The 22034-nt window shown below is 68.1% G+C and carries 24 protein-coding genes and 1 tRNA gene; 13 read left to right on the top strand and 12 right to left on the bottom strand.

Features of this window, described 5'->3' with window-relative positions; genetic code table 11:
* The first annotated feature begins 81 nt into the window (after window positions 1-81).
* Both PIJ50_RS03655 and ilvA read left to right on the top strand, forming a co-directional pair.
* Complete coding sequence (locus PIJ50_RS03655) at window positions 82-867, top strand: hypothetical protein (protein WP_271972774.1); 786 nt, start codon at window positions 82-84, stop codon at window positions 865-867.
* A gap of 37 nt (window positions 868-904) precedes the next feature.
* Window positions 905-2152 (top strand): threonine ammonia-lyase IlvA, encoded by a 1248-nt coding sequence (ilvA, locus tag PIJ50_RS03650; protein WP_271972773.1) that lies wholly within the window; start codon window positions 905-907, stop codon window positions 2150-2152.
* Window positions 2153-2165: 13 nt separating this feature from the next.
* Here ilvA and PIJ50_RS03645 read toward each other — a convergent pair whose 3' ends face one another.
* Genes PIJ50_RS03645 through tsaD form a run of 3 tightly spaced genes read right to left on the bottom strand, consistent with a single transcriptional unit; the run spans window position 2166 to window position 3948 of the window.
* Entirely contained in the window at window positions 2166-2579 is a 414-nt protein-coding gene (locus PIJ50_RS03645; protein WP_271972772.1) for an EVE domain-containing protein, read from the bottom strand.
* A complete protein-coding gene (locus tag PIJ50_RS03640; protein WP_271972770.1) occupies window positions 2579-2851 on the bottom strand; it encodes a YciI family protein in 273 nt (90 codons plus the stop codon). Before PIJ50_RS03640 ends, PIJ50_RS03645 begins: the two co-directional genes overlap by 1 nt.
* A gap of 17 nt (window positions 2852-2868) precedes the next feature.
* Window positions 2869-3948 carry a tRNA (adenosine(37)-N6)-threonylcarbamoyltransferase complex transferase subunit TsaD gene (tsaD, locus tag PIJ50_RS03635; protein WP_271972769.1) on the bottom strand — a complete coding sequence of 360 codons (1080 nt, stop codon included), beginning with the start codon at window positions 3946-3948 and terminating at the stop codon, window positions 2869-2871.
* A 47-nt stretch (window positions 3949-3995) separates the two neighbouring features.
* Between tsaD and PIJ50_RS03630 the strand changes: the two genes are divergently transcribed.
* From PIJ50_RS03630 to PIJ50_RS03585, 10 genes are all read left to right on the top strand, one after another.
* Entirely contained in the window at window positions 3996-4679 is a 684-nt protein-coding gene (locus PIJ50_RS03630; protein WP_271972767.1) for a uroporphyrinogen-III synthase, read from the top strand.
* A gap of 37 nt (window positions 4680-4716) precedes the next feature.
* Window positions 4717-5769 (top strand): COG4223 family protein, encoded by a 1053-nt coding sequence (locus PIJ50_RS03625; protein ID WP_271972765.1) that lies wholly within the window; start codon window positions 4717-4719, stop codon window positions 5767-5769.
* Entirely contained in the window at window positions 5769-7220 is a 1452-nt protein-coding gene (locus PIJ50_RS03620) for a heme biosynthesis protein HemY (protein WP_271972763.1), read from the top strand. Before PIJ50_RS03625 ends, PIJ50_RS03620 begins: the two co-directional genes overlap by 1 nt.
* 43 nt (window positions 7221-7263) lie before the next feature.
* Window positions 7264-7339: transfer RNA gene (locus PIJ50_RS03615), tRNA-Thr, on the top strand.
* 450 nt (window positions 7340-7789) lie between these two features.
* Complete coding sequence (locus tag PIJ50_RS03610; protein WP_271972761.1) at window positions 7790-8512, top strand: gluconate 2-dehydrogenase subunit 3 family protein; 723 nt, start codon at window positions 7790-7792, stop codon at window positions 8510-8512.
* A 17-nt stretch (window positions 8513-8529) separates the two neighbouring features.
* On the top strand, window positions 8530-10305 hold the full coding sequence (locus PIJ50_RS03605; protein ID WP_271972760.1) for a GMC family oxidoreductase: 1776 nt from the start codon (window positions 8530-8532) through the stop codon (window positions 10303-10305).
* A gap of 4 nt (window positions 10306-10309) precedes the next feature.
* On the top strand, window positions 10310-11605 hold the full coding sequence (locus PIJ50_RS03600) for a cytochrome c (RefSeq protein WP_271972758.1): 1296 nt from the start codon (window positions 10310-10312) through the stop codon (window positions 11603-11605).
* 83 nt (window positions 11606-11688) lie between these two features.
* The gene (locus tag PIJ50_RS03595) at window positions 11689-12717 is read left to right on the top strand and encodes a LacI family DNA-binding transcriptional regulator (protein ID WP_271972757.1); all 1029 of its coding nucleotides are present in this window, start codon (window positions 11689-11691) and stop codon (window positions 12715-12717) included.
* A 70-nt stretch (window positions 12718-12787) separates the two neighbouring features.
* Window positions 12788-13528 carry a DeoR/GlpR family DNA-binding transcription regulator gene (locus PIJ50_RS03590; protein WP_271972754.1) on the top strand — a complete coding sequence of 247 codons (741 nt, stop codon included), beginning with the start codon at window positions 12788-12790 and terminating at the stop codon, window positions 13526-13528.
* Window positions 13521-14675, top strand: a complete 1155-nt coding sequence (locus tag PIJ50_RS03585; RefSeq protein ID WP_271972753.1) for an MFS transporter — start codon at window positions 13521-13523, stop codon at window positions 14673-14675. Before PIJ50_RS03590 ends, PIJ50_RS03585 begins: the two co-directional genes overlap by 8 nt.
* Before the next feature lie 5 nt (window positions 14676-14680).
* On the opposite strand, the gene PIJ50_RS03580 is transcribed toward PIJ50_RS03585, so the two are convergent.
* Entirely contained in the window at window positions 14681-15316 is a 636-nt protein-coding gene (locus tag PIJ50_RS03580; RefSeq protein ID WP_271972752.1) for an LbetaH domain-containing protein, read from the bottom strand.
* The gene (locus PIJ50_RS03575; protein WP_271972750.1) at window positions 15316-16434 is read right to left on the bottom strand and encodes an alpha-D-ribose 1-methylphosphonate 5-triphosphate diphosphatase; all 1119 of its coding nucleotides are present in this window, start codon (window positions 16432-16434) and stop codon (window positions 15316-15318) included. The genes PIJ50_RS03580 and PIJ50_RS03575 overlap by 1 nt, the downstream gene beginning before the upstream one ends.
* Window positions 16435-16520: 86 nt before the next feature.
* Between PIJ50_RS03575 and PIJ50_RS03570 the strand changes: the two genes are divergently transcribed.
* The gene (locus PIJ50_RS03570) at window positions 16521-17156 is read left to right on the top strand and encodes a DUF1045 domain-containing protein (protein WP_271972749.1); all 636 of its coding nucleotides are present in this window, start codon (window positions 16521-16523) and stop codon (window positions 17154-17156) included.
* On the opposite strand, the gene PIJ50_RS03565 is transcribed toward PIJ50_RS03570, so the two are convergent.
* From PIJ50_RS03565 to phnG, 7 genes are read right to left on the bottom strand one after another with little or no spacing between them, the layout of a single operon-like run.
* Window positions 17144-17659 (bottom strand): ribose 1,5-bisphosphate phosphokinase PhnN, encoded by a 516-nt coding sequence (locus PIJ50_RS03565; protein WP_271972747.1) that lies wholly within the window; start codon window positions 17657-17659, stop codon window positions 17144-17146. The two genes, PIJ50_RS03570 and PIJ50_RS03565, sit on opposite strands and share 13 nt — an antisense overlap.
* Window positions 17656-18315 carry a phosphonate C-P lyase system protein PhnL gene (gene phnL / locus PIJ50_RS03560; protein WP_271972745.1) on the bottom strand — a complete coding sequence of 220 codons (660 nt, stop codon included), beginning with the start codon at window positions 18313-18315 and terminating at the stop codon, window positions 17656-17658. The genes PIJ50_RS03565 and phnL overlap by 4 nt, the downstream gene beginning before the upstream one ends.
* A gap of 2 nt (window positions 18316-18317) precedes the next feature.
* Window positions 18318-19073, bottom strand: coding sequence for a phosphonate C-P lyase system protein PhnK (gene phnK, locus PIJ50_RS03555; protein WP_271972743.1), 756 nt, complete (start codon window positions 19071-19073; stop codon window positions 18318-18320).
* Complete coding sequence (locus PIJ50_RS03550; RefSeq protein WP_271972741.1) at window positions 19070-19897, bottom strand: alpha-D-ribose 1-methylphosphonate 5-phosphate C-P-lyase PhnJ; 828 nt, start codon at window positions 19895-19897, stop codon at window positions 19070-19072. Before PIJ50_RS03550 ends, phnK begins: the two co-directional genes overlap by 4 nt.
* A gap of 3 nt (window positions 19898-19900) precedes the next feature.
* Window positions 19901-20968: a carbon-phosphorus lyase complex subunit gene (locus PIJ50_RS03545; protein WP_271972740.1), complete on the bottom strand. Its 1068-nt coding sequence runs from the start codon at window positions 20966-20968 to the stop codon at window positions 19901-19903.
* A complete protein-coding gene (gene phnH / locus PIJ50_RS03540; protein WP_271972738.1) occupies window positions 20969-21514 on the bottom strand; it encodes a phosphonate C-P lyase system protein PhnH in 546 nt (181 codons plus the stop codon).
* Complete coding sequence (gene phnG / locus PIJ50_RS03535) at window positions 21514-21942, bottom strand: phosphonate C-P lyase system protein PhnG (protein WP_271972736.1); 429 nt, start codon at window positions 21940-21942, stop codon at window positions 21514-21516. Before phnG ends, phnH begins: the two co-directional genes overlap by 1 nt.
* Window positions 21943-22034: the final 92 nt, after the last annotated feature.

Raw genomic sequence — 22034 nt, 5'->3', positions numbered from 1 at the left:
ACCTTGCGCCGCAAGTAAAGCTTGCCACCGCCGGGACCCGGCTGGCACAGATCACGGCATGTTCACGCGTTCGAGAGTTCGATGAAAAGCTACCGCATCCTTCGCCACTCGATACAGCAGGTCACCGGCAATCCGCGCGCCGCCCTGATGTTGTCTCTCCCCCTGGTCATTCTCCTTGCCGCATCGCAGATGATGCTGCCGACCACCGCAGCCACGGAGGAACAGGGCCTTGCCCCCGGGGCGGCTGCGGTCCTGCTTCTTGTCATGATCCTCGGGGCCGCCGCGTCGCTGCTGCTGGCCGTGAACTGGCACCGTCATGTCCTGCTGGCAGAGCATGCGACGCTGCGCCCCCGCGGGGGCCGCATGGGCGTCTACCTGCTGCGCGGGGTCCAGATCTGGTTTCTCATCATGGTGGCGGCGCTGGTGGTCTTCTTGGCCGTCACGGCTTTGAACGCGGTCCTCGGGATGTCCCTCGCGTTGTTCACCGACCCGGAGGGTCCGTCGCTGACCGTGATGCTGATCGCAGCGCTGGGTGCCGTCATGGGGGTGGTCGTAGGCTTCTGGATCTATGCCATGATGATGCGCTTGTCCGTCATGCTTCCCGCCGCCGCCATCGGAAAAGGCTTTGGTCCGCGGCAGGCGCTGGCGCGAACCCGCGGCACGTCGGGCACGATGGTGATGCTCCTTATCCTGATGGGCGTCCTGCTGGTCGTGCTGAGCCTTCCCGTCATCCTGGCCCATGTGGCGGAACTGTTCGTGTTCGCCAATGTGCTAGGATTCGCCATGAACTGGTTCCTGACCCTTCTGGGCATCAGCGTGCTCACGACGCTTTACGGCCACTACGTGGAAGGCCGCGCCCTCAACTGACGCTTGCGCCGTCGCGAAAAGCGGATCAAATCGTCGCATGACCGATTTCACCTCCGCCGCCCGCACCGCCACCGCCGCCCTGCGCGACCTGTTCCCGCAGACGCCGCTTCAGCGCAACGATTACCTGTCGGCCCGCTACGGGGCCGACATCTGGCTGAAGCGCGAGGATCTGTCGCCGGTCCGCAGCTTCAAGCTGCGCGGCGCGTTCAACGCCATGCGCAAGGTGCGCGAACGGCTTCCCGACCAGACCCGCTTCGTCTGCGCCAGCGCGGGCAACCACGCGCAGGGCATGGCCTTTTCCTGCCGCCATTTCGGCGTGAAGGGCACCATCTTCATGCCCATCACCACGCCCCAGCAGAAAATCGACAAGACCCGCGCCTTTGGGGGGGAGTTCGTGGAGATCGTGCTGACCGGCGACTATTTCGACCGGACGCTGGCCGCCGCCAAGGCGTGGTGCGAAACCGAAGGCGCGCACTTCCTCGCCCCCTTCGACGACGAGGACGTGATCGAGGGTCAGGCCAGCGTCGGGGTGGAGATTCTGGAGCAGCTGGGCCGCGCGCCCGACATGGTGCTCTTGTCCGTGGGCGGGGGCGGACTGGCCTCCGGTGTCACGAAATATCTGCGGACGGAAGCGCCAAACACGCAGTTCCGCTTCGTGGAACCGGCGGGCGGGGCGTCCCTGCGCGCGGCGCTTCTGGCGGGCCGGCCGATGGCGCTGGACACGGTGGACGGGTTCGTGGACGGCGCGGCCGTCGCGCGGATCGGCGACGCGCCCTTCGCGGCCCTGTCCTGGGCCTTCCCCGACCAGGTGCTGATGACGCCCGAGGACCGCATCTGCGTCACCATGGTGGAGATGCTGAACGTCGAGGGGGTCGTGCTGGAGCCTGCGGGCGCCATGCCGATCACCGCGCTGCAGGACCTTGGTCCGGCCATTCAGGGAAAAACGGTGGTTTGCGTCGTCTCGGGCGGCAACTTCGACTTCGAACGCCTGCCCGAGGTGAAGGAACGCGCCCAGCGCTACACCGGGCTGAAGAAGTACATGCTTCTGCGCCTGCCGCAGCGCCCCGGCGCGCTGCGCGACTTCCTGATGCTGCTGGGCCCGGACGACGACGTGGCGCGCTTCGAATACCTCAAGAAGTCCGCCCGCAACTTCGGCTCCATCCTCATCGGGATCGAGACGAAGGCGCCGGAGAACTTCCCGCGCCTGTTCGCCCGGATGGAGGAGGAGGGCTTCGCCTTCCGCGACATCACGCAGGACGCCCTTCTGGGCGAATACCTGATCTGAAGGGGGCGGGGCGCTAGAGCCCCGCCATCTTGCACACGATCGCCCATTCCCGCTCCGTCACCGGCTGGACGGACATGCGCGAGTTCTTCACCAGCACCATGTCGGCCAGTTCGGGCGCGCCCTTCACGTCTTCCAGCGTCACGGGCTCAGGCACCGGCTGCACGGCCTTGATCATCACGCAGTCCCAGCGCGGATCGTCGGCAGTGCTGTCGGGCTCGCTTTCGCGGCACACCTCGACGATGCCCACGATCTGTTTCCCGATGTTGGAATGGTAGAAGAACCCCCGGTCGCCCACCTTCATCGCGCGCATGTTGTTGCGCGCCAGGTAGTTGCGGACCCCGCCCCATTCCTCGCCGTCCTCACCCTTGGCGACCTGCTGGTCCCAGCTCCAGGTGTCGGGCTCGGACTTGAACAGCCAGAAGGCCATCAGCCGATCACCTTCTTCCACTCGTGGATCTCCACGCTCTCGAACAGGCCCGCCTTGGCATAGGGGTCCTCGGCCGCCCAGGCCCGCGCGATGTCGAGGCTGTCCACCCGCAGGATGATGAGCGATCCGCACATCTGCCCCTTGTCGTTCAGGAAGGGTCCGGCGAATTCGACGACGCCGGTCCGGGCCACATAGTCCAGATGGGCCTGGCGGGTGTCCATCCGAAGGGACAGCGCGTCGGTCTTGTCACGGCAGATCAGGGCAGCATGCATCGTTCTCTCCTTCTGGTTCAGGCTTTGGCGCCCTTGCGGCCCGCGCCGACAAGGGGGGTGGCGTTTTGGTCCAGCGGCCAGCGGGGGCGGGCGGCCAGGTCCATGCCGTCGCGGCCCCCGTTGCGGAACCGTTCGATCCCGGCAAAGGCGATCATGGCCGCGTTGTCCGTGCAAAGCCGCAACGGCGGCGCCACGAAGGCGGCACCGGCCTGCGCGGCCACGTCCTCCAGCCGCGCACGGATCAGGGTGTTCGCGGCCACGCCCCCGGCCACGGCCAGCGCCGGGGCGGATGGCGCTTCCTCCAGATACAAAACCAGCGCGCGGCGGGTCTTTTCCGCCAGCACATCGGCCACCGCCAACTGGAACGCGGCGCACAGATCCGCGCGGTCCTGACGGTAGAGGCCACCCTGCGCCGCCACCAGCTTGTCGCGTTCGCGCAGCAGGGCGGTCTTCAGGCCCGAAAAGCTCATGTCGCAGCCGGGGCGGTCCAGAAGGGGGCGGGGCAGGGCGAAGCGCTTCGGATCGCCCGCTTCGGCGGCGCGGCTGACCTCCGGCCCGCCGGGCTGGGGCAGGCCCAGAAGCTTCGCCGTCTTGTCGAACGCCTCCCCCGGCGCGTCGTCGATGGAGCCGCCCAGCCGCACGAAATCCTCGGCCCCGCGCACGATCAGGAACTGGCAATGCCCGCCCGAGATCAGGAGCATCAGGTAAGGAAAGGCCAGCCCGTCCGTCAGCCGGGGCGTCAGGGCGTGGCCCGCCAGATGGTTCACGCCCACCATGGGCAGGCCCGTCGCGGCCGACAGCCCCTTGGCCAGCATCACCCCCGACAGGACGCCCCCGATCAGCCCGGGCCCCGCCGTCACCGCGATGCCGTCCAGATCGCGCAGCGCCATACCCGCCTGATCCAGCGCCTGCATCACGCAGCCGTCCAGCCGTTCGGCATGGGCGCGGGCCGCGATTTCCGGGACCACGCCGCCAAAGGCCGCGTGCAGCGCCGTCTGCCCCTCCACGACCGAGGACAGGATCGTCCCGTCCCCGCGCACCACGGCGGCGGCGGTGTCGTCGCAGCTGCTTTCGATGCCAAGAAAGGTCAGGGTCATGGGTCGGCCGGTTGCTTGAAAATCGCGCCAGATGTAACCTGCGGCCCATGTCCCGGCAATGCCTGCCCGTTCTTCTGACCCGGCCCGAAGACGGGAGCGCCCGCTTCGCCGCGCGGCTGACCGGGCACGTCGTCCTGTCCCCCCTGTCCGAACCGGCGTTTTTGGATGCCCCCCTGCCGCCCGCCGAGGGTCTGATCCTGACCTCGGCCACCGCCGTGGCCGCCCTGCGTGGCGCCCGCCCGGCCCCCCGGGCCTGGTGCGTGGGCGACCGCACGGCAGAGGCGGCGCGCGTGGCCGGGTTTGACGCCCGTTCGGCCCAAGGCGACGCTGAGGCGCTATTCCGCCTTGTTCTGGACAGCGGCGAGACAGGCCCGCTCCTGCATCCGCGCGGGCGCGAAAGCCGCGGCGATCTGGCGCGGCGGCTGACGGCGGCGGGCATCCCCACGACCGCGGTCGTAGTCTATGAGATGACCGCCCGCCCCCTTTCGGCCGAGGCCCGGACGCTCTTGAAGGGGCCGGTCGTCGTGCCCTTGTTCTCCCCCGCCTCGGCCCGAAGGTTCCTGACGGTGGCGAAGGCGGCGCATCCGGTCTTCGCCTGCCTCAGCCCGGCCGTGGCGGAGGTGCTGCCGCCAAAGGCCGTGCGGCATGTCGCCGCCCGTCCGGACGCCGACGCGATGGTCGAACTGGTCACTCTGCTGCAAAGGCTTGAGACCGCACCTGTGCAGGGCTAGGTTCACCTGCGACAGCTGCATTCGCGAAAGGTTTGGCATGGCAAACGAAGACACCCGCCCCGAGACCCAGGAGCCCGAGGTCAGGGATGTCCCGTCAGCCGTCACGCCCGAGGCGGCGGAGGTCGACCACGACCGCCCGTCCGAGCCGCCGCACCTGACGGAGCCGGCCGAACCCCATGTCAAGGCGCCGGCCGCCCAGACCCATTCGCGCCCCGTCTTTCTGCCCTTGGTTTTGGGCGGCGTCCTTGCGGCCCTTCTGGGCTTCGGCCTCGCGCGTGCGATCCCCGGTGGTTGGCCCGTGCAGGACATGGCCCCCCTGCGGTCCGAGATTCAGCGCCAGGCGCAGGAAATCACGGCCCTGCGCGACCAGATCGGCGCGCTGACCATTCCCAGCCTGACGCCGCTGGAAGGCCGGGTGTCGGCCCTGGAAAACCCGCCCGTCGCCCCGGCCGACCTTCAGGCCCAGATCGAGGAACTGCGCACCCAGATCAACTCCGGCACCGTCGGGGCGGATCTGCAGGGCATGATCGACCGCACGCAGCAGGAACTGGCCGAGGCGCAGAAGCAGGCCGAATCGCTGCGCCAGCAGTCGCAGGACACGGCGCAGAAGGCCCTCGTGGCGGCGGCGCTGACGCGGATCGCCGGCGCGCTGGACAGCGGCACGCCCTACACCTCGGCCGTGGAGGAGATCCGCGCGGCGGGTCTTGAGGTTCCGCAGCCGCTGGTGGACGGCGCCGAAGGCGTGCCCGCCCTGACCACCCTTCAGCAGGAGTTCCCCGAAGCCTCCCGCGCGGCGCTGGACGCCTCGCTGAAGGTGGACGGCGGCACCGGCATCGGAAACCGTCTGGGCGCCTTCCTGCGGGCGCAGACCGGCGCCCGTTCGCTTGCCCCCCGCGAAGGCAACGATCCCGACGCCATCCTGTCGCGCGCCGAGGCCGCCGTGCAGGAAGGCAACCTGAACGCCGCGCTGGACGAGATTGGAAACCTTCCGCTGGAAGGTCAGGCGGCGCTGTCGGACTGGCGCGCCCTGGCCGAACGCCGCATGGCCGCCGTGGACGCGCTGGCGCAGATGAACACGGGGACGCGTTGATGCTCTGGTCTCTCATCAAGGTCCTTCTTTTCATCGGCATCGTTGCGGTGCTGAGCCTGTCGGCCGGCTGGATGCTGGACAACGGCACCGGCGTGCGGATGACCGTGTCGGGCTGGGAATTCACACTCGGACCGGTGCAGCTTTTGATCGGGGCGATCCTGCTGATGCTGGCGCTGTGGCTGCTGCTGCGTCTGGCCGGGCTGCTTGTTGCGGTGGTGCGCTTCCTGAACGGCGACGAAACGGCGCTGAGCCGTCATTTCCAGCGCAACCGCGAACGCAAGGGCCGCGAGGCGGTGTCGGACGCCCTGGTCGCCTTGGCGTCCGGAGAGCCGAAGCAGGCCCTGACCCGGGCCGAGGCCGCGCACAAGTTCCTGAACGATCCCGTCCTGACGACCCTTCTGATCGCCCAGACCGCCGAACAGGCCGGGGAACGGGACCGGGCCGAGGATGCGTGGAAGAAGCTTCTGGCCCATAACCGGACCCGCTTCGTCGGCATCCGCGGGTTGCTGCGCCAGACGCTGGACGTGGGCGACACGACCACCGCGCTGAAGCTGGCCGAACGCGCCTTCGCCCTGAAGCCCAAGCATCCCGAAACGCAGGACATCCTTCTGAAGTTGCAGGCCGAGACTGCGGATTGGGAAGGTGCCCGCCAGACGCTGGAGGCCAAGCGCAAGATGGGCGCGCTGCCCAAGGCCGTCTATCAGCGTCGCGACGCCGTTCTGGCGTTGCAGCAGGCGCGGACCGTCCTTCAGGACGGCGCCTCGATTGAGGCGCGGGAGGCCGCGATCGAGGCCAACAAGCTGTCGCCGGACCTGATCCCCGCCGCGGTTCTGGCCGCGCGCAGCTACATCGCGCAGGGCAACAAGCGCAACGCGTCCCGCATCCTGCGCAAGGCCTGGGAAGTGCAGCCGCATCCCGACCTCGCCGGGGCCTTTGCCGAGATCGAGCCCGAGGAAACGCCGCAGCAGCGCCTGACCCGCTTCGGTCCGCTGACGGACGTGCACGCGCATGATCCCGAGGCGATGATGCTGAAGGCCGAACTGGCCATCGCCGCCGAGGAGTTCCCGGAAGCGCGCCGCGCGCTGGGCAAGCTTCCCGTGGAACATCCCACGGTCCGGTCCCTGACGATCATGGCCGCGATCGAGCGGGGGGAGGGCGCGGATGACACCGTCGTGCGCGGCTGGCTGACCCGCGCCCTGACCGCGCCGCGCGGGCCTCAATGGTGCTGCGACAAGTGCCAGACGGTGCACGCCCAATGGACGCCGGTCTGCGACCAGTGCGGCGGGTTCGACACCCTCAGCTGGCGTGAGCCGGCGGACACGGCGGGCCCATCCTCCACCGGGACGGAGCTTCTGCCGCTGATCGTGGGCACGCCCGACCCCGCCTCGCGCGTGGTGAACCCCGAACCGGCCGAGGAAATCGTGCCCGAAGGCGAAAAACCCGCACATTAGGGCTTCACGCCCCCCGGCGGGGATGCTAAGTCCCCGCCACCAGGCCGCTGTAGCTCAGCTGGTAGAGCACGTCATTCGTAATGATGGGGTCGGGGGTTCGAGTCCCTTCAGCGGCACCATGATATTCCAGAGACCACGCCAGCCGCCCCGAGGGGCGGCTTTTTGCATTTACAGCTGGCGTTGTGCAGATCGGGTAGAGCCATGGCCGATCCGCAGCGGAGGGCTCGGCACAAGCGGTGATATCGGGGATGCTGGCCCTCGGGGGCATGGTCCGCAAATCTGCAACTCGCGCCCACGGGGGTTGATGCGTTTCCCGCCAATCCCTCAAAATGAAGGGAAATGAAGGTTCGACCGGACGGAGATGCTGCGACCGCTTGTCGCATATTTCGGCATACCATAGGGTGCCGTCAATTCCGTCGGGTCGCCCCCGAACGGGAAGGACACGGCGCCGGACCTGCAGGACCGGCCCTGTCGCCACAACATCTGAACCCGGTCGAACAACCGAGCGGTGGGGCCTTGCCCCCTCGCCAGGCAACGCATGCCGTTGGGTCATGCGGAAAGGAAAAGCCATGAATCGAAGAGGCGCGCTGTTCTCCCTGGGCGCGATGGCCGCGGCGGCCGCCACGCCTGTGCGGGCGCTGGAGATGAAGGGCTATCCGACCGACATGTCGATGGACCCGGCCTTCCTTCCGCGGCCCGCGATCCATGGCGGCAGCTTCCAGGTCCTGACCGCCGACATCGACCGCCGCACCGTGACAGCCGTCTTCGACCGGCTGATCCCGGCGGACGACCTCGGCGCCTCGGCCTCCGAGGCGGGCTGCGTGGAGTTTCTGGACATGCAGCTGGCCGGTCCCTTCGGCGAAGGCGCCAGCCTGTACCGTAAGGGCCCCAAGCTGCCGAATGAGGATGAACTGGCCCAGACGCCCCAGTTCATCGAAACCCCGCGCGAACGCTACGCCACCGGTCTTGCCGCGCTGGAAGCCTTTGCGCAGAAGACCGAGGGCGCCTCCTTTGCCGATCTGCCCGAACCGCGTCAGGACGCGATCCTGAAGGGGATGGAGGACGGGACCGTCGATCTGGGCCCCGACGTGAACACCAAAGCCTTCTTCGAACTGATGCTGATCAACGTCCGCGAGGGGTATTTCTCGGACCCGATCTATGGCGGGAACAAGGACATGGTGGGCTGGAAGATGATCGGCTTCCCCGGCGCCCGCTACGACTACCGTCTTTATGCCGACCGCACGGGCGAGGATCTGGGGCTGGAACCCGTCAGCCTGATCCCCCGCGACTGAACGTAAGGTAAGATATCATGACAACGAAACGCCAAAAGGCGGATGTGGTCATCGTGGGGCTCGGCTGGTCCGGCGCCCTGATGGCCGAGGAACTGACCCGCGCCGGCCTGAACGTGGTCGCCATCGACCGCGGGGCATGGACCGACACCTCCACCCACACGCCCCCGTCGGTCGACCCGGACGAACTGCGGTGGAGCCAGCGCAAGGAGCTGCTGTCGCCGCCGCGCGACAACACGGCCACTTTCCGCAACACGCTGGACCAGACCGCGATCCCGACCCGGAACTGGGGCGTGTTCGAACTGGGCGGCGGCGTGGGCGGCGCGGGCTTCCACTGGGCCGGCATGGGTTGGCGCTTTTCCCCTTGGGATTTCGAGGTGCGCAAGCAGACCATCGAACGCTACGGCCTGGCCAAGGCCGAGGACGGGGAACTGCAGCTTCAGGACTGGGGCGTCACCTATGACGAGCTGGAGCCGTTCTACGACCGCTGGGAACGGATCGCGGGCGTGTCCGGCCGCGCCGGCGTCATCAAGGGCGAAAAGACCGGCGTGGGCAACCCGTTCGAAGGGTCGCGCAGCCGGGACTATCCCACGCCCGCGCTGAAGACCTTGCGCGCGATGGAGCTGTTCAACGACGCCACCAACCGGATGGGCCTGAACCCCTTCACCATACCCACGGCGAACCTTTCCGAGCCTTACGTGAACCCGCTGGGCGTCAGCATGGGGGCCTGCTCCTATTGCGGGTTCTGCCTCTATTTCGGCTGCGGAAACTTCTCCAAATCCTCGCCGCAGGCCTGCATCTTCCCCGTGCTGATGCGCCGCCCGAACTTCACGGTGCTGACGAAATCCTGCGTCACGCGCCTGACGAAGGCCAACGATGGCAAGACCGTCACCGGCGCCGTCTATGTGGACGAACAGGGCAACGAGGTGGAACAGCCCGCCGACATCGTGATCCTGACGGCCTTCATGATGGACAACACGCGGATCCTTCTGCATTCGGGCATCTCTAAGCCCTACGATCCGCGCGACCAGACGGGCGTCGTGGGCCGGAACTTCACCTTCCAGACCGTGTCCGGCACCGACATGTGGTTCGAGGATGACAACATCAATCCGTTCATCGGGGCGGGCGCGCTGGGCAGCCAGATCGACGACTACAACGGCGACAATTTCGACCATTCGGATCTGGACTTCATCGGGGGGGCAGGAATCCTGACGTTGTCGCGCGACGGGCTTCCCATCGCCAAGGCGAACGCCCTGCCGCCGGGCACCCAGCGCTGGGGGTCGGAGTTCAAGAAGTCCTACGCCAAATACTACCGCAACTACGCCACGATCTTCAATCAGGGCTGCTCCATGCCCACAAAGACGGGCTACATGGACCTTGATCCGAACTTCAAGGACAAGTTCGGCGTGCCTCTGCTGCGCCTCACCTACGACTACGCGCAAAGCGACCGCAACATGGCGAAGTTCACCATGGACCGTTCGCTGGAGATCGCGCGCGAGATGGGGGCGAGCCATGTCAACGGCTTCAACTTCGCCGACAAGCCGTTCACCACGGCCATCGTCGCCTCCGACCACGTGATCGGCGGCGTGCCGATGGGGGCGGACCGCCCCACCTCGGCCGTGAACCCGTATCTGCAAAGCTGGGACTGCCACAACCTGTTCGTGGTGGGCGCCTCGGCCTTCCCGACGAACGCTGGCTACAACCCGACGGGCACGGTGGGCGCGCTGGCGATCCGCACCGCGCGGGCGATCGCCGACACCTACGTGAAGAACCCCGGCGCGCTGGTGGAGGGCTGATCCGATGGCGAACTGGAAAGCAATCGGCGGCAGCGTGGCTGTCGTGGCGGCCGTCGCCGCGGCGGGCGCGGGCTGGTGGGCCTACGACACGCTGGAGACGTCGCGCTCCGACGTCGCCGATGACCGTGTGACGCTGGCCGACTTCAAAGCCGACCCCGAGGCCGTCGCCCGCGGCGAATACGTGATGCGCACAGGCGACTGCGCCGCCTGCCACACGAAGGGCATGGGCGATTTCGCCGGCGGGTATGAGATCGCGACCCCCTTCGGCGTGCTCGTCTCGTCGAACATCACGCCCGACGCCACCGGCATCGGGGCGATGACCGAACGGGACTTCTTCAACGCGCTGCGTCAGGGCATCGGCCAGCACGGGCTCTTGTATCCGGCCATGCCCTACACGGCCTACAAGAACCTGACCGATGGGGACATGCACGACCTTTGGGCCTACATGTCCACGGTGCCCCCGGTGCGGAACGACATCGATGAAACGGCGGGGATGCGCTTCCCCTTCAACATCCGCCTTGCGATGGCGGGCTGGGACATGCTGTTCTTCGAAAACACGGGCTTCGACGGCGATCCGGTGGCCGATCGCGGCCGCTATATCGTGGATGGCGGCGGCCATTGCTCGGCCTGCCACAGCCCGCGCAACCTCTTGTCGGCCGAGGTGTCCAGCAAATATCTTCAGGGCGGCAGCCTCGGCACCTCCTATGCGCCCGAGATCACGTCGAACGAGTATCTGGGCGTGGGTGGCCAGTCCGTGGAGAGCATCGCGCAGTATCTGCGCACGGGGACGGACGGCGTGGCCGTGGCCGCAGGCCCCATGGCCGAGGCGGTGGAGCATTCGCTGCAATACCTTTCGGACGAGGATCTGACGGCGATGGCCACCTACCTGAAGTCGGTTCCGGGATCGGATGCGGTGGCCCCCCCGCCGCTCGCCGCCGACAGCCTGAAGCAGGGCGCGTTGGAATACGAGATCAGCTGCTCGGCCTGCCACGGTCCGCGGGGCGAGGGGATGGGCCTGCTGGCCCCGGCCTTTGCCGGCAACGCCGCGATGCTTGCGCCCGACATCACGAACCTGAGCCATGCGCTCATGGTCGGGGGGCGCGCTTCCTCCACCCACGAAAATCCCACGGGGGCGGGGATGCCGTCCTTTGCGTGGAAATACACCGACGCCCAGATGGCCGAGATCCTGGATTACGTCCGCAACAGCTGGGGCAACGCCGCCCCCCCGGTGAAGGTGGAGGACATCGCGAAGATGCGGGCCGACAGTGGCGCGCGCGACAAGCTGTCCATCCCGCAATGACGTGATCGGGCCGCCTTCGGGCGGTCCTTTCCTTTGCGGCCCCCCTGCGGCAAGACAGCCCCGTGCAACCATGGGAGCAGCGCGTGCCTGGACGGCCCACCCTTGAAGACCTGGCCGCAGCGGCTGGGGTCAGCCTGTCAACCCTGGACCGGATCGTGAACCGGCGCGGCACCGTCAAGCGCACGACGATCGAGCATGTGCTGACGGCGGCCGAACGCATCGGCTATCACGGCGCCCCGGTGATCCGGCAGCGCCTGATGCAGGGGATGCCCGTCCAGACCTTCGGCTTTCTTCTGAACCCGCATGACCGGGCGCTTTACGCCGAGCTGGCAGAGCGGTTGGCGCAGCGCACCCGCGACTCGCAACGCGTGCAGGGGCGGGCCGTTGTTCACTACCTGCAGGATCTGGACCCCGTCGCCATGGCGGCGGCGCTGGAGGCGCTGGGCGACGGGTGCGACGCCATCGGCGCGGTGCTGCTGGACCATCCGCTGGTTCATGCGGCGGTGGAGCGTCTGGCCGCCAAGGGCATCCCGGTATGGACGTTGTTTTCGGACCTGTCGACGCCCGCGCGCGCTGGCTTTGTCGGGTCGGACGCGCTGAAGATGGGGCGCAGCGCGGGCTGGTTTGTCCATCAGCTTTCCCCGGCCGAAGGGCAGGTCCTCGTCCTCACCGGCTCCCCCGGTTATCTGGCCCATGGCGGCTATGATCGGGGGCTGCGCGCGGCGCTGGAGGAGGCGAGCAGCCGGTTGGATATCCTGCCCGCCCAAGCCAGCTTCGAACGCGACGACAAGGCCCAGGCGATCGTGCGCACCTCATTGGCAAAACATGACAACATCGTGGCGCTTGTGGTGGCAGGCGGCGGGGTGGAGGGGGCCGTGGACGCCCTGACACCCGACCAGCGCCAACGGATCACCATCATCGCCACCGAGCTGAGCGACGCGATCAACCGCTGCCTGAAGGAGGGCGTTCTCGACGTGGTCCTCAGCCATCCGGTGGACCGGGTGGTGGAGGAGTTGGTTTCAGCGATGGAGGAGGCGGCCCTGCACGGCTTGGGCGAAAGATCCGCGCCCTCGGTAATCCCGATCGAGATCAGGATTTGCGAAAGCTTCTGACGCCCGCATATTCTTGCAGGATGTTGCATGATGTTGCATAAAATCCAGTAATGCAGCATGGGGAGCGGCAATGAATCTACCGGACGCACGACAGGACGTGCTGCGGGCGCGGCTGGAACGCGGGCAGACCGTGGAGCTGGCCTTCCTTGCCGAGGAGTTCGGCGTGTCGGTCGACACCGTCCGGCGAGACCTGAAGCTGCTGGAGATGCAGGGTGTCGCGCGCTGCGTGCGCGGGGGGGCGATGCCCGTGGCGCGCCCGGCCCTGCAGCGCATGGCGGAAGGCGATGCCCGCTACGAATCCATCGCCGCCTGCGCGCTTTCGCTGATCGAGGATGGGATGGTGCTGTTCCTTGATGGCGGGTCCACCGTTTTGGCCCTTGCGCAGGCGCTGCCGCCACTTCCGAATGCGCTGGCGGTGACTCCGGCCCCTGCGGTGGCCCTGGCCTGCCTCGCCGCCGGGGTGCCCACGCATCTGGTCGGCGGCCGCTTGTCGGCGCTCGGCGCCGTCTGCGTCGGGCACGGCACGGTCTCGGCGCTGTCGGACCTGACGGCGGACCTCGCCTTTCTGGGAGTCTGCGGCTTGGAGGAGACCTTCGGGCTCAGTGCGGACGATCCCGACGAAGCCTTTGTAAAGCGGGCCATGGCGCAGGCCAGCGGCCGGACCATCGCCCTGACCAGCGCGCCGAAGCTGGGCCGAAAGGCCCGCCACCGCGTGCTCCCCCTCAAGGATCTGGACATGCTCATCACCGACGCCCCCCCGCGGGCCACCCGACCGTTCACGACCAAGGGGCTGGAGGTGCGCCATGCGTGACGCAAGAACCCCTTGGCGCTGCGTGGCGGCGGCCTTCGCCCTGAACGGCATCCTGCTGGGATCCTGGGCCTCGCGGATCCCCGCTTTCGTCGACCGGCTGGCGCTGGACGAACAACGGCTGGGCGTCCTTCTTCTGGCCATGGGGATCGGCGCGCTCGTGTCCTTTCCGCTGGCAGGACGGTTGTCCGACCGGCTGGGCGCAGTGCGGCTGACGCGGGGGATCGCGGCGGCCTATCTGCTGTCGATCGTGATCTTGGGCGTCTCGCATTCCATCTGGATGCTTGCCGCGGGGCTATTTGCCTTCGGCATGTTCCACGGGGCGATGGACGTGGCGATGAACAGCTGGGCGAGCGAGGTCGAACGCCACCTGAAACGGTCCGTCATGTCCTCGTTCCACGCGATGTGGAGCCTTGGGGCCGGTCTTGGCGCCGCCGGGGGCTATGTCGCCACCACCCTCGACACATCGCCGGGGGTGCAGTTCGGGGTCGTGGCCGTCCTGTCGGCGGCGGTCTTCGGGCCCTTCCTTCTGGCCCCTTGGACGTCCGAGACGCGCATCGCCCAGTCACATGATCCGGTCTTTGCCCTGCCGCGCGGCGCGCTTGTGCTGGTGGGCGTCATGGCGCTGGCGGCCGGCCTTGGCGAAGGCGCCGCCGTGGACTGGAGCGCGGTGTTCCTGCGCGACATCCTATACGCTCCCGAAGCGCAGGCGACGTTCGGCTATGCCATCTTCTCCATCACCATGGTGGTCATGCGGCTCAGCGTCGACCGCCTGATCATGCGATTCGGTGCGGTGCGGGTCGCGCGCGTCAGCGGCGTGCTGGCGGCCGCAGGCTATGCCCTATGCGCCACGACCGGGCTGCTGCCCGTGGCGCTGATCGGGTTCGTCCTGATGGGGCTGGGCTACGCCGCCGTGTTCCCCATGGCCGTGTCCCGCGCCGCCAACGATCCGGAGGTGCCGGCGGGTCAGGCCATCGCCTCCGTCGCGACGCTGGCCTATGGGGCGATGCTGCTGGGCCCGCCCCTTATCGGGCTTGTTGCGCATGAAACGACCCTTCGCCTGCCCTTCATGGTGATCGCGGGGGCCGCGCTCCTCATCACGCTTTGCGCGACGGCGCTCGCCCCTGCCCGGGTGGGACGCCCGACCTGATCCTGTCAGATGGGGCGCGGCCCGTCTTCGACCGCTTCATGCTTGCGCAGGAAGTCGGTCACGGACAGCGACCGGAAATCCTCCAGCGCCTCACGCAGGCGGTCATGCGGCCAGTCCCACCAGGCGAGCGCCTGCAGGCGGGCCGCCAGATCCTCGGGCAGGCGGCGACGCAGGGGGGCGGCGGGCAGGCCCGCGACGATGGTGTAGGGCGCCACGTCATGCGTGACCACCGCGCCGGCGGCAATGACCGCACCGTTGCCGATGGTCAGCCCCGGCTTGATGATCGCGCCATGCCCGATCCACGTGTCATGGCCGATATGGGTCAGGCGCGTGGCTCGCGCGGCGAAGAAGTCCGCATCGTCCGCCGCATCGTCCCAGTAGTAGCTGGAGCGGTACATGAAGTGGTGCAGGCTGGCGCGGTCCAGCGGATGATCGGTCGGCCCGATCCGCACGTTTGTCGCGATGTTGGCGAACTTGCCGATGCGGGCGTTGGCGATGTCGCAGCGCGCCCCGCAATAGGAATAGTCGCCAAGGACCGCATTGGTCAGCACGCAGTCAGCCCCCACCTCGGTATAGGTGCCAAGGTCGGACTGCGTCATGGCGACGGTCGGGTGCAGCGTGGGGGCAGGGGACAGCTTCATCACGCGACCCTGCGCCCGCCGACCCAGGTTTCCCGCAGGAAGGGCTGCGTTCCGGGCATCGCCAAGCGGATCAGGTCGGCCCGCAGGCCGGGGGCCAGCCGGCCACGATCGGCAAGGCCGGTGGCGGCGGCGGGGGTAGCGGTGACGGTGGCGAAGCCCCGTGCCAGATCGCCCCAAAGCCCGCCCAGAAACACGGCCGAGGTCAAAAGCGCCGCCGGCACGTAATCCGAGCTGACGATGTCCAGAAGCCCCGCCTCGGCCAGATCGCGCGCGGCGATGTTGCCCGAATGCGATCCGCCGCGGATCAGGTTCGGCGCGCCCATGATGTTGCGGATGCCCGCCGCGCGGTTGGCCTCGGCCGCTTCCAGAGTCGTGGGGAATTCCGCCAGTCGGATGCCATAGGCGGCGGAGGTCGCGACGTGATCCCGCGTCGTGTCGTCGTGGCTGGCCAGCACGGCGCCCCAGCGGTTGGCGGCGGCCACGGTCGCGGCCTCGTGCGCGTCGCCGTGCAGGACGCGCAGGCGGCTCAGGTTGGCGCAATGCGCCTCGAACGCCTCGCGCGACATGCCGCGCTTGCCCATGGAATACTGGGCGAACTTCTCCATGTCGCGGAACTGGCGCTGGCCCGGCGTGTGGTCCATCAGGCTGACGATGCCGATGCCGTCCTCCGGCCCGAACTCGTCCAGCTCTTCGGCCAGCGTTTCGGAACACACCTCGGCCCGCAGGTGGATCAGGTGGTTGATCCGCAGGTGCGGGCGGGCGCCCATGATCTCGGTCGCAAGATCGCGGGCATAGCGCAGATAGGTGGAATTGCCGATGGACCCCACGCGCAGCGCGTCGAATACGGTGGTGATGCCCGTGCCGGCCAGTTCCGCGTCATGGGCGACGATGGCGGCGGAATGCGGCCAGTCCACGCCGGGGCGGGGCTGGATGTGGCGTTCCAGATTGTCGGTGTGCAGTTCGATCAGGCCCGGCGCGATCAGGTCCCCGTCGCAATCGATGCCGGTGCGGGTGGTGTCCCCGATCTCGGCGATGCGGCCGTCCCGCAGGACCAGCGCGCCGGTGCGCACCTCGTTTTCCAGCACAAGTCTGGCGTTCGTGAAGACTGTCTCGGTCATGTCCTGTCCTGGATCGTGAGGTCGCGCATCCTGCCACGAATGTGTGACATGGGTGCGATAAGGGGTCGGGATTGGAAGGAAAATCTATGAAGCGATACGCGATCTACTACCTGCCGCCGCCCGGACCCCTGGCGCGCTTCGGGGCCGAATGGCTGGGCTGGGATCCGGAGGCGGGCATCCCCGTCGGGGCGCCGTCGCCGCAAGAAGCGCTGGTGGCCGAACCGCGCAAGTACGGGCTGCACGCCACGCTGAAGGCGCCGTTCCGTCTGGCGGGCGACCGCGAGGATCTGGAGGGGGCCGTGGCCGACCTTGCGCGCGATCTGTCGCCCGTCCAGCCTGGCCCGTTGAAGGTCGTGAGGATCGGCCGCTTCCTGGCGCTGGTGCCGCAGGGCGACGCGACGGCGCTGAACGCCATGGCGGGCCGGATCGTCACCGCCCTTGACCCGTTCCGCGCGCCGCTGACGGAGGCCGAGATCGCCCGCCGCAAGCCCGAGCGCCTGACGCCGCGCCAGCGTGAGCTGCTGAACCGCTGGGGCTATCCCTTCGTGATGGAGGAGTTCCGCTTCCACATCACCCTGACCGGCCCCTGCGATCTGGAGCCGGAGGCGCTGGAACCGCGCCTTGCCCCCGTCCTGCCCGCCGATTTCGTCATCGCAGAGATCTGCCTGATGGGCGAGGATGAGGACGGGATGTTCCATCTGCTGCGCCGTTACCCGATCTGACGGTCAAGGACCGCGAGGAAGGCCGCCACGGCGTCCTCCAGCGGTCCGCAATTGTCGATCTCGTGCACCGTCAGCCCTTGGGGCAGGGGGGCGTCGCGGGTCAGGCGCTGCGCGATATCCTCAGCTGTTTCGCGGCCACGGGCGGCCAGACGCTGCGCCCGGATCTCCGGCGCGCAGGTGATGTGGATCACCTCCAGTCCCGGAAACGCCTCCGCCGCGTCGGCCAGCCGCTTGCGGGAACCGTTGAAGATCACCGGGCTGCGGTCGGGCTTCGGGATGGCATAGCGCAGCCCGTGCGCCTGCCAGACCAGCGCGAACTCTCCCGCCTGTTCGCGGCGGTCGAAGGTGGCGTCGTCCACGCCCTCGAACGGTTCGTCGCCTTCGCGTTCGGGGCGGGTGATGACGCGGCGCAGGATCGCAAGGTCGGGGCGCCGTTCCCGGACCGCGTTGATCACCGTGTCCTTTCCTGCGCCCGAAGGGCCGACAACGGCAAGAACCCTCATGCGCCCATCTCGATCAGGCGGTCGCAGACGCGGTCGCGCGCCTCCTCGTCGTGGAAGATGCCGACGATGGCGGTGCCGCGGGCCTTCGCCTCCTCGATCAGGGTCAGGACGGTTTCGCGGTTCGCGGCGTCGAGGCTGGCCGTCGGTTCATCGAGCAGCATCACCGGCACCTGCCGGATGAAGCCGCGCGCGATGTTCACCCGCTGCTGTTCCCCGCCCGAGAAGGTGGTGGGCGACAGGCCCCACAGCCGTTCGGGAATGCGCAGCCGGGTCAGGAGGCTGCGGGCGGCCTCCAGCGCCTCCTCCTCGGGCACGAAGGCCATCAGGGGTTCGGCCACCACCTCCAGCGTCGGCACGCGCGGGACGACGCGCAGGAACTGGCTGACATAGGCCATCCGCTCGCGCCGCAGGGCGATGATCTCGCGCGGTTCGGCCCGGGCGACATCAGTGCCCGCCACGGTGATGGAGCCGCTGGCGGCAAGGTAGTTGCCCCAGATCATCCGCATCAGTGTGGATTTTCCGGCGCCCGAGGCGCCTTTCAGCCCGACGCATTCCCCGGCACCCACGAACAGGGACACATCCGTCATCACCGGGATCACGGCAGACCCCTGATTGTGCAGGGTGAAGGTCTTGGACACGTTGCGAAGTTCGATCATGGTCACACCTGCAGGACGGAGGAGACGAGAAGCTGGGTATAGGCGTGCTGCGGATCGTCCAGCACCTGGTCGGTCAGCCCCTGTTCCACCACATGCCCGCCCTTCATCACCATCAGCCGGTCGGCCAGAAGCCGGACCACCGCCAGATCGTGCGTGACGATGATGGCCGACAGCCCCATCCGCCGCACGAGGCCCCGCAACAGGTCCAGCAGCCGCGCCTGAACCGACACGTCGAGGCCGCCCGTCGGCTCGTCCATGAACACCAGCTTCGGCCCGGTGACAAGGTTGCGCGCGATCTGCAACCGCTGCTGCATCCCGCCCGAGAACTGGCGCGGGCGGTCGTCGATCCGGTCGGCATTGATCTCCACCCGTTGCAGCCAATCCTCCGCCGTATCGCGGATGTTGCCGTAATGGCGCTCGCCGACGGCCATCAGGCGCTCGCCCACGTTGCCCCCCGCACTGACGTTCATCCGCAGCCCGTCGCGCGGGTTCTGGTGGACGAAGGCCCAGTCGGTGCGGCCCAGACGGCGGCGTTCGGCCTCGGACAGCTTCAGAACGTCGCGCCCGTGGAAGATCACCTCGCCCTTGTCGGACGGCTGGTGCCCGGCAAGGCAGGACAGAAGCGTCGACTTGCCCGAGCCGCTTTCGCCGACGATGCCCATCACCTCGCCCGGCCAGAGGTCGAAGCTGACATCGATGCAGCCGATCCGCCCGCCATAGCGTTTCTCGATCCCGCGGACCTGCAGAAGGGGGGTCATTGCACGCTCCTTTCCTGGCAATAGGACGTGTCGGAGCAGACGAACATGCGGCTGCCGGCGTCGTCGGTGATGATCTCGTCCAGATAGCTTTCGGTGGACCCGCAGATGGCGCAGGGATGGTCGGCCTTGCCTGCGACAAAGGGGAAATCCTCGAAGTCGAGGCTTTCGACCTTGGTGTGCGGCGGCAGGGCATAGATCCGCTGCTCCCGCCCCGCGCCGAACAGCATCAGGGCCGGGCTGTCGTTCATCTTCGGGTTGTCGAATTTCGGGATGGGGGAGGGGTCCATGACATAGCGGTCCTCCACCTTCACCGGATAGGCGTAGGCGGTCGCGATCTCGCCATGCCGGGCGATGTCCTCATAGAGTTTCACCTGCATCAACCCGTAATCCTCCAGCGCATGCATGCGGCGGGTTTCCGTCTCGCGCGGTTCGAGGAAACGCAGCGGTTCCGGGATCGGCACCTGAAAGACCATGATCTGGCCGGGCTGCAAGGGCGCCTCGGGGATGCGGTGGCGGGTCTGGATGATGGTGGCGTCCTGCGTGCGTTCCGTCACGGCGACCTCGGCGGTGCGCTGGAAGAACTTGCGGATGGACACGGCGTTGGTGGTGTCGTCGGCCCCTTGGTCGATGACCTTCAGGGTGTCATCGGGTTTCAGGCAGGCGGCGGTCACCTGCACGCCGCCCGTGCCCCAGCCATAGGGCATCGGCATCTCGCGGCTGGAGAACGGCACCTGATAGCCGGGGATCGCGACCGCCTTCAGCAGGGCGCGGCGGATCATCCGCTTCGTGTCCTCGTCCAGATAGGCGAAGTTGTAGTCGTCCATGGCTCAGCCCTCCATCGCGGCGGTGCGAAGGCGGCGGATCAGCTCCAGCTCCGCCTGGAAATCGACGTAATGGGGCAGCTTGATGTGTTCGAGGAACCCCGTCGCCTGGATGTTGTCGCAGTGGGACAGCACGAATTCCTCGTCCTGCGCGGGGGCGCCGACGAAGTCTTCGCCCAGTTCCTGCCAGCGCAGGGCGCGGTCCACCAGCGCCATGGAGATGGCCTTGCGCTCGCACTGCCCGAAGGTCAGGCCATAGCCGCGGGTGAACTGCGGCGGTTCGGTCTTCGATCCGGTGAACTGGTTCACCGTTTCGCATTCGGTCAGCTCGATCTCCCCGATCTCGACGCTGAAGCCCAGTTCGGGAATGTTGAGTTCCACCTCCACCGTGCCGATCCGCAATTCGCCGACAAAGGCATGGTTGCGCCCGTATCCCCGCTGCGTCGAATAGGCGAGGCCGAGGACGAACCCCTCGTCCCCGCGCGTCAGGGATTGAAGGCGCAGGGCGCGGTCGGCGGGCAGTTCCAGCGGCTCGCGCGTCAGGTCGCGGGGTGGGGTGTCGTCGGGTAGGGCCCGTTCGATCAGCCCGTCCTGATCAAGGAAGGACAGGATGTGCGGCGTGTCCTGCGCATTCGCCTCGGCCTGCGGGGCGGCGGGAACCTCGCCCTCGGCCATCAGGGCGAAGTCCAGCAGACGGTGGGTGTAGTCAAAGGTCGGGCCGAGGATCTGCCCGCCGGGCGCGTCCTTGAACGTGGCCGAGATGCGGCGGCTGACGGTCATCGCGCCCGTGTCCACGGGGGCGGACGCGCCAAAGCGCGGCAGCGTGGTGCGATAGGCGCGGATCAGGAAGATCGCCTCGATCAGGTCCCCCCGTGCCTGCTTGATCGCCAGCGCGGCCAAGTCAGGATCATGCAGCGAGCCTTCGGCCATCACGCGGTTCACGGCCAGCGTCATCTGTTCGCGGATCTGAGGCACGGTCAGGTCGGGGATGGCAGGATCGCCGCGGCGCTCCTCGGCCAGCCAGGCATGGGCGTTGTCGATGGCGCGTTCGCCACCCTTGACGGCAACATACATCTACAGGGCCTCCAGCCGGGTGGTGCGGGGCAGGGCGGACATCTCGCCCCCGCTGGTCAGGAACAGGTCGAGGCCCAGCGGGAAGGCCACCGGACGGTCGCCGGGGATGTGGGCGTCCAAATGCCCATCGATGCCGGGGCCGGTAAGCCGGTGGGTGGGGCGACCGAAAGCCATCTCTACGATCAGGGTGGCGGAGCGGTCGGGATATTCCGCGTCGCCCATGGCGAAGCGGTCCAGCGGGTGCAGCGCGTCCCACGTGCCGATGGCGAACTGCGCCTCGGCGGCCGGGCAGATGGGCGCGCCGGTGTGAAAGCCGATCCAGCGGCGCACCGCGTCGGTGTCATGCGCGCCCGCCAGATGCAGGGGGGTGCCGGTGTCGGTCAGCGTCAGGATCAGGGCGGCGGCGGCGGGCGACAGGGGGGCGGGCGCTTGCGCCTGAAGGGCATGGCGGGTGCCGGGGCGGGCCATGGCCTCCAGTGCCGCGCGGAAGGCGTCGGCCGACTGACGGGGCGCGTCGGTGAACCCGCCGGCGAAGATGTCGTCCATCAGTTGTCCCCCCGGACCAGCGTGAAGAATTCCACCTTGGTGGCGGCGGCTTTGGCGCAGCGGGTGGCGGTGCGTGCCTCGGCCTCCTGCGCGAGCGGGGTCAGGATGGTCGCCCGCGTGGTGTCCGGATCGTCCTGCATCAGCGCGTCCACCACAGCGGCGCGGGTCGCATGCGCCTTGTCGCGGCCTTGCACATAGGCGTGCCCCACGGTGCCCGAGGGCAGGCGCAGGGTGCAGCGCGTCACCGTCATCTCGCCCAGGTTGAAGGCGGCGCCGGTGCCACCGGCGCGGGCCCGCACCATCACCGTCCCAATCTCGGGGCGGCGGGCGAAGTCGTGGGCGGGCAGGTCGCGCAGCAACTCCGCCAGCCGTGCAGGGGCGGCGCGGGCCAGAAGCCCCATCCAGTCCCGCCGTTCCGTAAGGTTCATCTCGACACCTTGCCAACTTGTCTAGTTATCTATACAACTCGACAAGTAGCGGGGGATCCCGATCCGCTCAAGCCCTTTCACGGTGAACCTTT

The sequence above is a fragment of the Falsirhodobacter sp. 20TX0035 genome, assembly GCF_028307215.1.
Taxonomy (GTDB): domain Bacteria; phylum Pseudomonadota; class Alphaproteobacteria; order Rhodobacterales; family Rhodobacteraceae; genus Falsirhodobacter.
Note: the sequence above shows the minus strand (reverse complement) of the source record. Positions and strands in the feature narration are given on the sequence as shown.

Excerpts from the sequence above, each read along its gene's own strand:
- ilvA (WP_271972773.1), top strand. The coding sequence starts at position 905 with ATGACCGATTTCACCTCCGCCGCCCGCACCGCCACCGCCGCCCTGCGC.
- PIJ50_RS03610 (WP_271972761.1), top strand. The coding sequence starts at position 7,790 with ATGAATCGAAGAGGCGCGCTGTTCTCCCTGGGCGCGATGGCCGCGGCG.
- PIJ50_RS03545 (WP_271972740.1), bottom strand. The coding sequence starts at position 20,968 with ATGTATGTTGCCGTCAAGGGTGGCGAACGCGCCATCGACAACGCCCAT.
- PIJ50_RS03620 (WP_271972763.1), top strand. The coding sequence starts at position 5,769 with ATGCTCTGGTCTCTCATCAAGGTCCTTCTTTTCATCGGCATCGTTGCG.
- PIJ50_RS03655 (WP_271972774.1), top strand. The coding sequence starts at position 82 with ATGAAAAGCTACCGCATCCTTCGCCACTCGATACAGCAGGTCACCGGC.
- PIJ50_RS03640 (WP_271972770.1), bottom strand. The coding sequence starts at position 2,851 with ATGCATGCTGCCCTGATCTGCCGTGACAAGACCGACGCGCTGTCCCTT.
- phnK (WP_271972743.1), bottom strand. The coding sequence starts at position 19,073 with ATGACCCCCCTTCTGCAGGTCCGCGGGATCGAGAAACGCTATGGCGGG.
- PIJ50_RS03645 (WP_271972772.1), bottom strand. The coding sequence starts at position 2,579 with ATGGCCTTCTGGCTGTTCAAGTCCGAGCCCGACACCTGGAGCTGGGAC.
- PIJ50_RS03590 (WP_271972754.1), top strand. The coding sequence starts at position 12,788 with ATGAATCTACCGGACGCACGACAGGACGTGCTGCGGGCGCGGCTGGAA.
- phnL (WP_271972745.1), bottom strand. The coding sequence starts at position 18,315 with ATGATCGAACTTCGCAACGTGTCCAAGACCTTCACCCTGCACAATCAG.
- PIJ50_RS03565 (WP_271972747.1), bottom strand. The coding sequence starts at position 17,659 with ATGAGGGTTCTTGCCGTTGTCGGCCCTTCGGGCGCAGGAAAGGACACG.
- PIJ50_RS03550 (WP_271972741.1), bottom strand. The coding sequence starts at position 19,897 with ATGGACGACTACAACTTCGCCTATCTGGACGAGGACACGAAGCGGATG.
- PIJ50_RS03575 (WP_271972750.1), bottom strand. The coding sequence starts at position 16,434 with ATGACCGAGACAGTCTTCACGAACGCCAGACTTGTGCTGGAAAACGAG.
- PIJ50_RS03625 (WP_271972765.1), top strand. The coding sequence starts at position 4,717 with ATGGCAAACGAAGACACCCGCCCCGAGACCCAGGAGCCCGAGGTCAGG.
- PIJ50_RS03630 (WP_271972767.1), top strand. The coding sequence starts at position 3,996 with ATGTCCCGGCAATGCCTGCCCGTTCTTCTGACCCGGCCCGAAGACGGG.
- phnG (WP_271972736.1), bottom strand. The coding sequence starts at position 21,942 with ATGAACCTTACGGAACGGCGGGACTGGATGGGGCTTCTGGCCCGCGCC.
- PIJ50_RS03605 (WP_271972760.1), top strand. The coding sequence starts at position 8,530 with ATGACAACGAAACGCCAAAAGGCGGATGTGGTCATCGTGGGGCTCGGC.
- tsaD (WP_271972769.1), bottom strand. The coding sequence starts at position 3,948 with ATGACCCTGACCTTTCTTGGCATCGAAAGCAGCTGCGACGACACCGCC.
- PIJ50_RS03600 (WP_271972758.1), top strand. The coding sequence starts at position 10,310 with ATGGCGAACTGGAAAGCAATCGGCGGCAGCGTGGCTGTCGTGGCGGCC.
- phnH (WP_271972738.1), bottom strand. The coding sequence starts at position 21,514 with ATGGACGACATCTTCGCCGGCGGGTTCACCGACGCGCCCCGTCAGTCG.
- PIJ50_RS03580 (WP_271972752.1), bottom strand. The coding sequence starts at position 15,316 with ATGAAGCTGTCCCCTGCCCCCACGCTGCACCCGACCGTCGCCATGACG.
- PIJ50_RS03570 (WP_271972749.1), top strand. The coding sequence starts at position 16,521 with ATGAAGCGATACGCGATCTACTACCTGCCGCCGCCCGGACCCCTGGCG.
- PIJ50_RS03585 (WP_271972753.1), top strand. The coding sequence starts at position 13,521 with ATGCGTGACGCAAGAACCCCTTGGCGCTGCGTGGCGGCGGCCTTCGCC.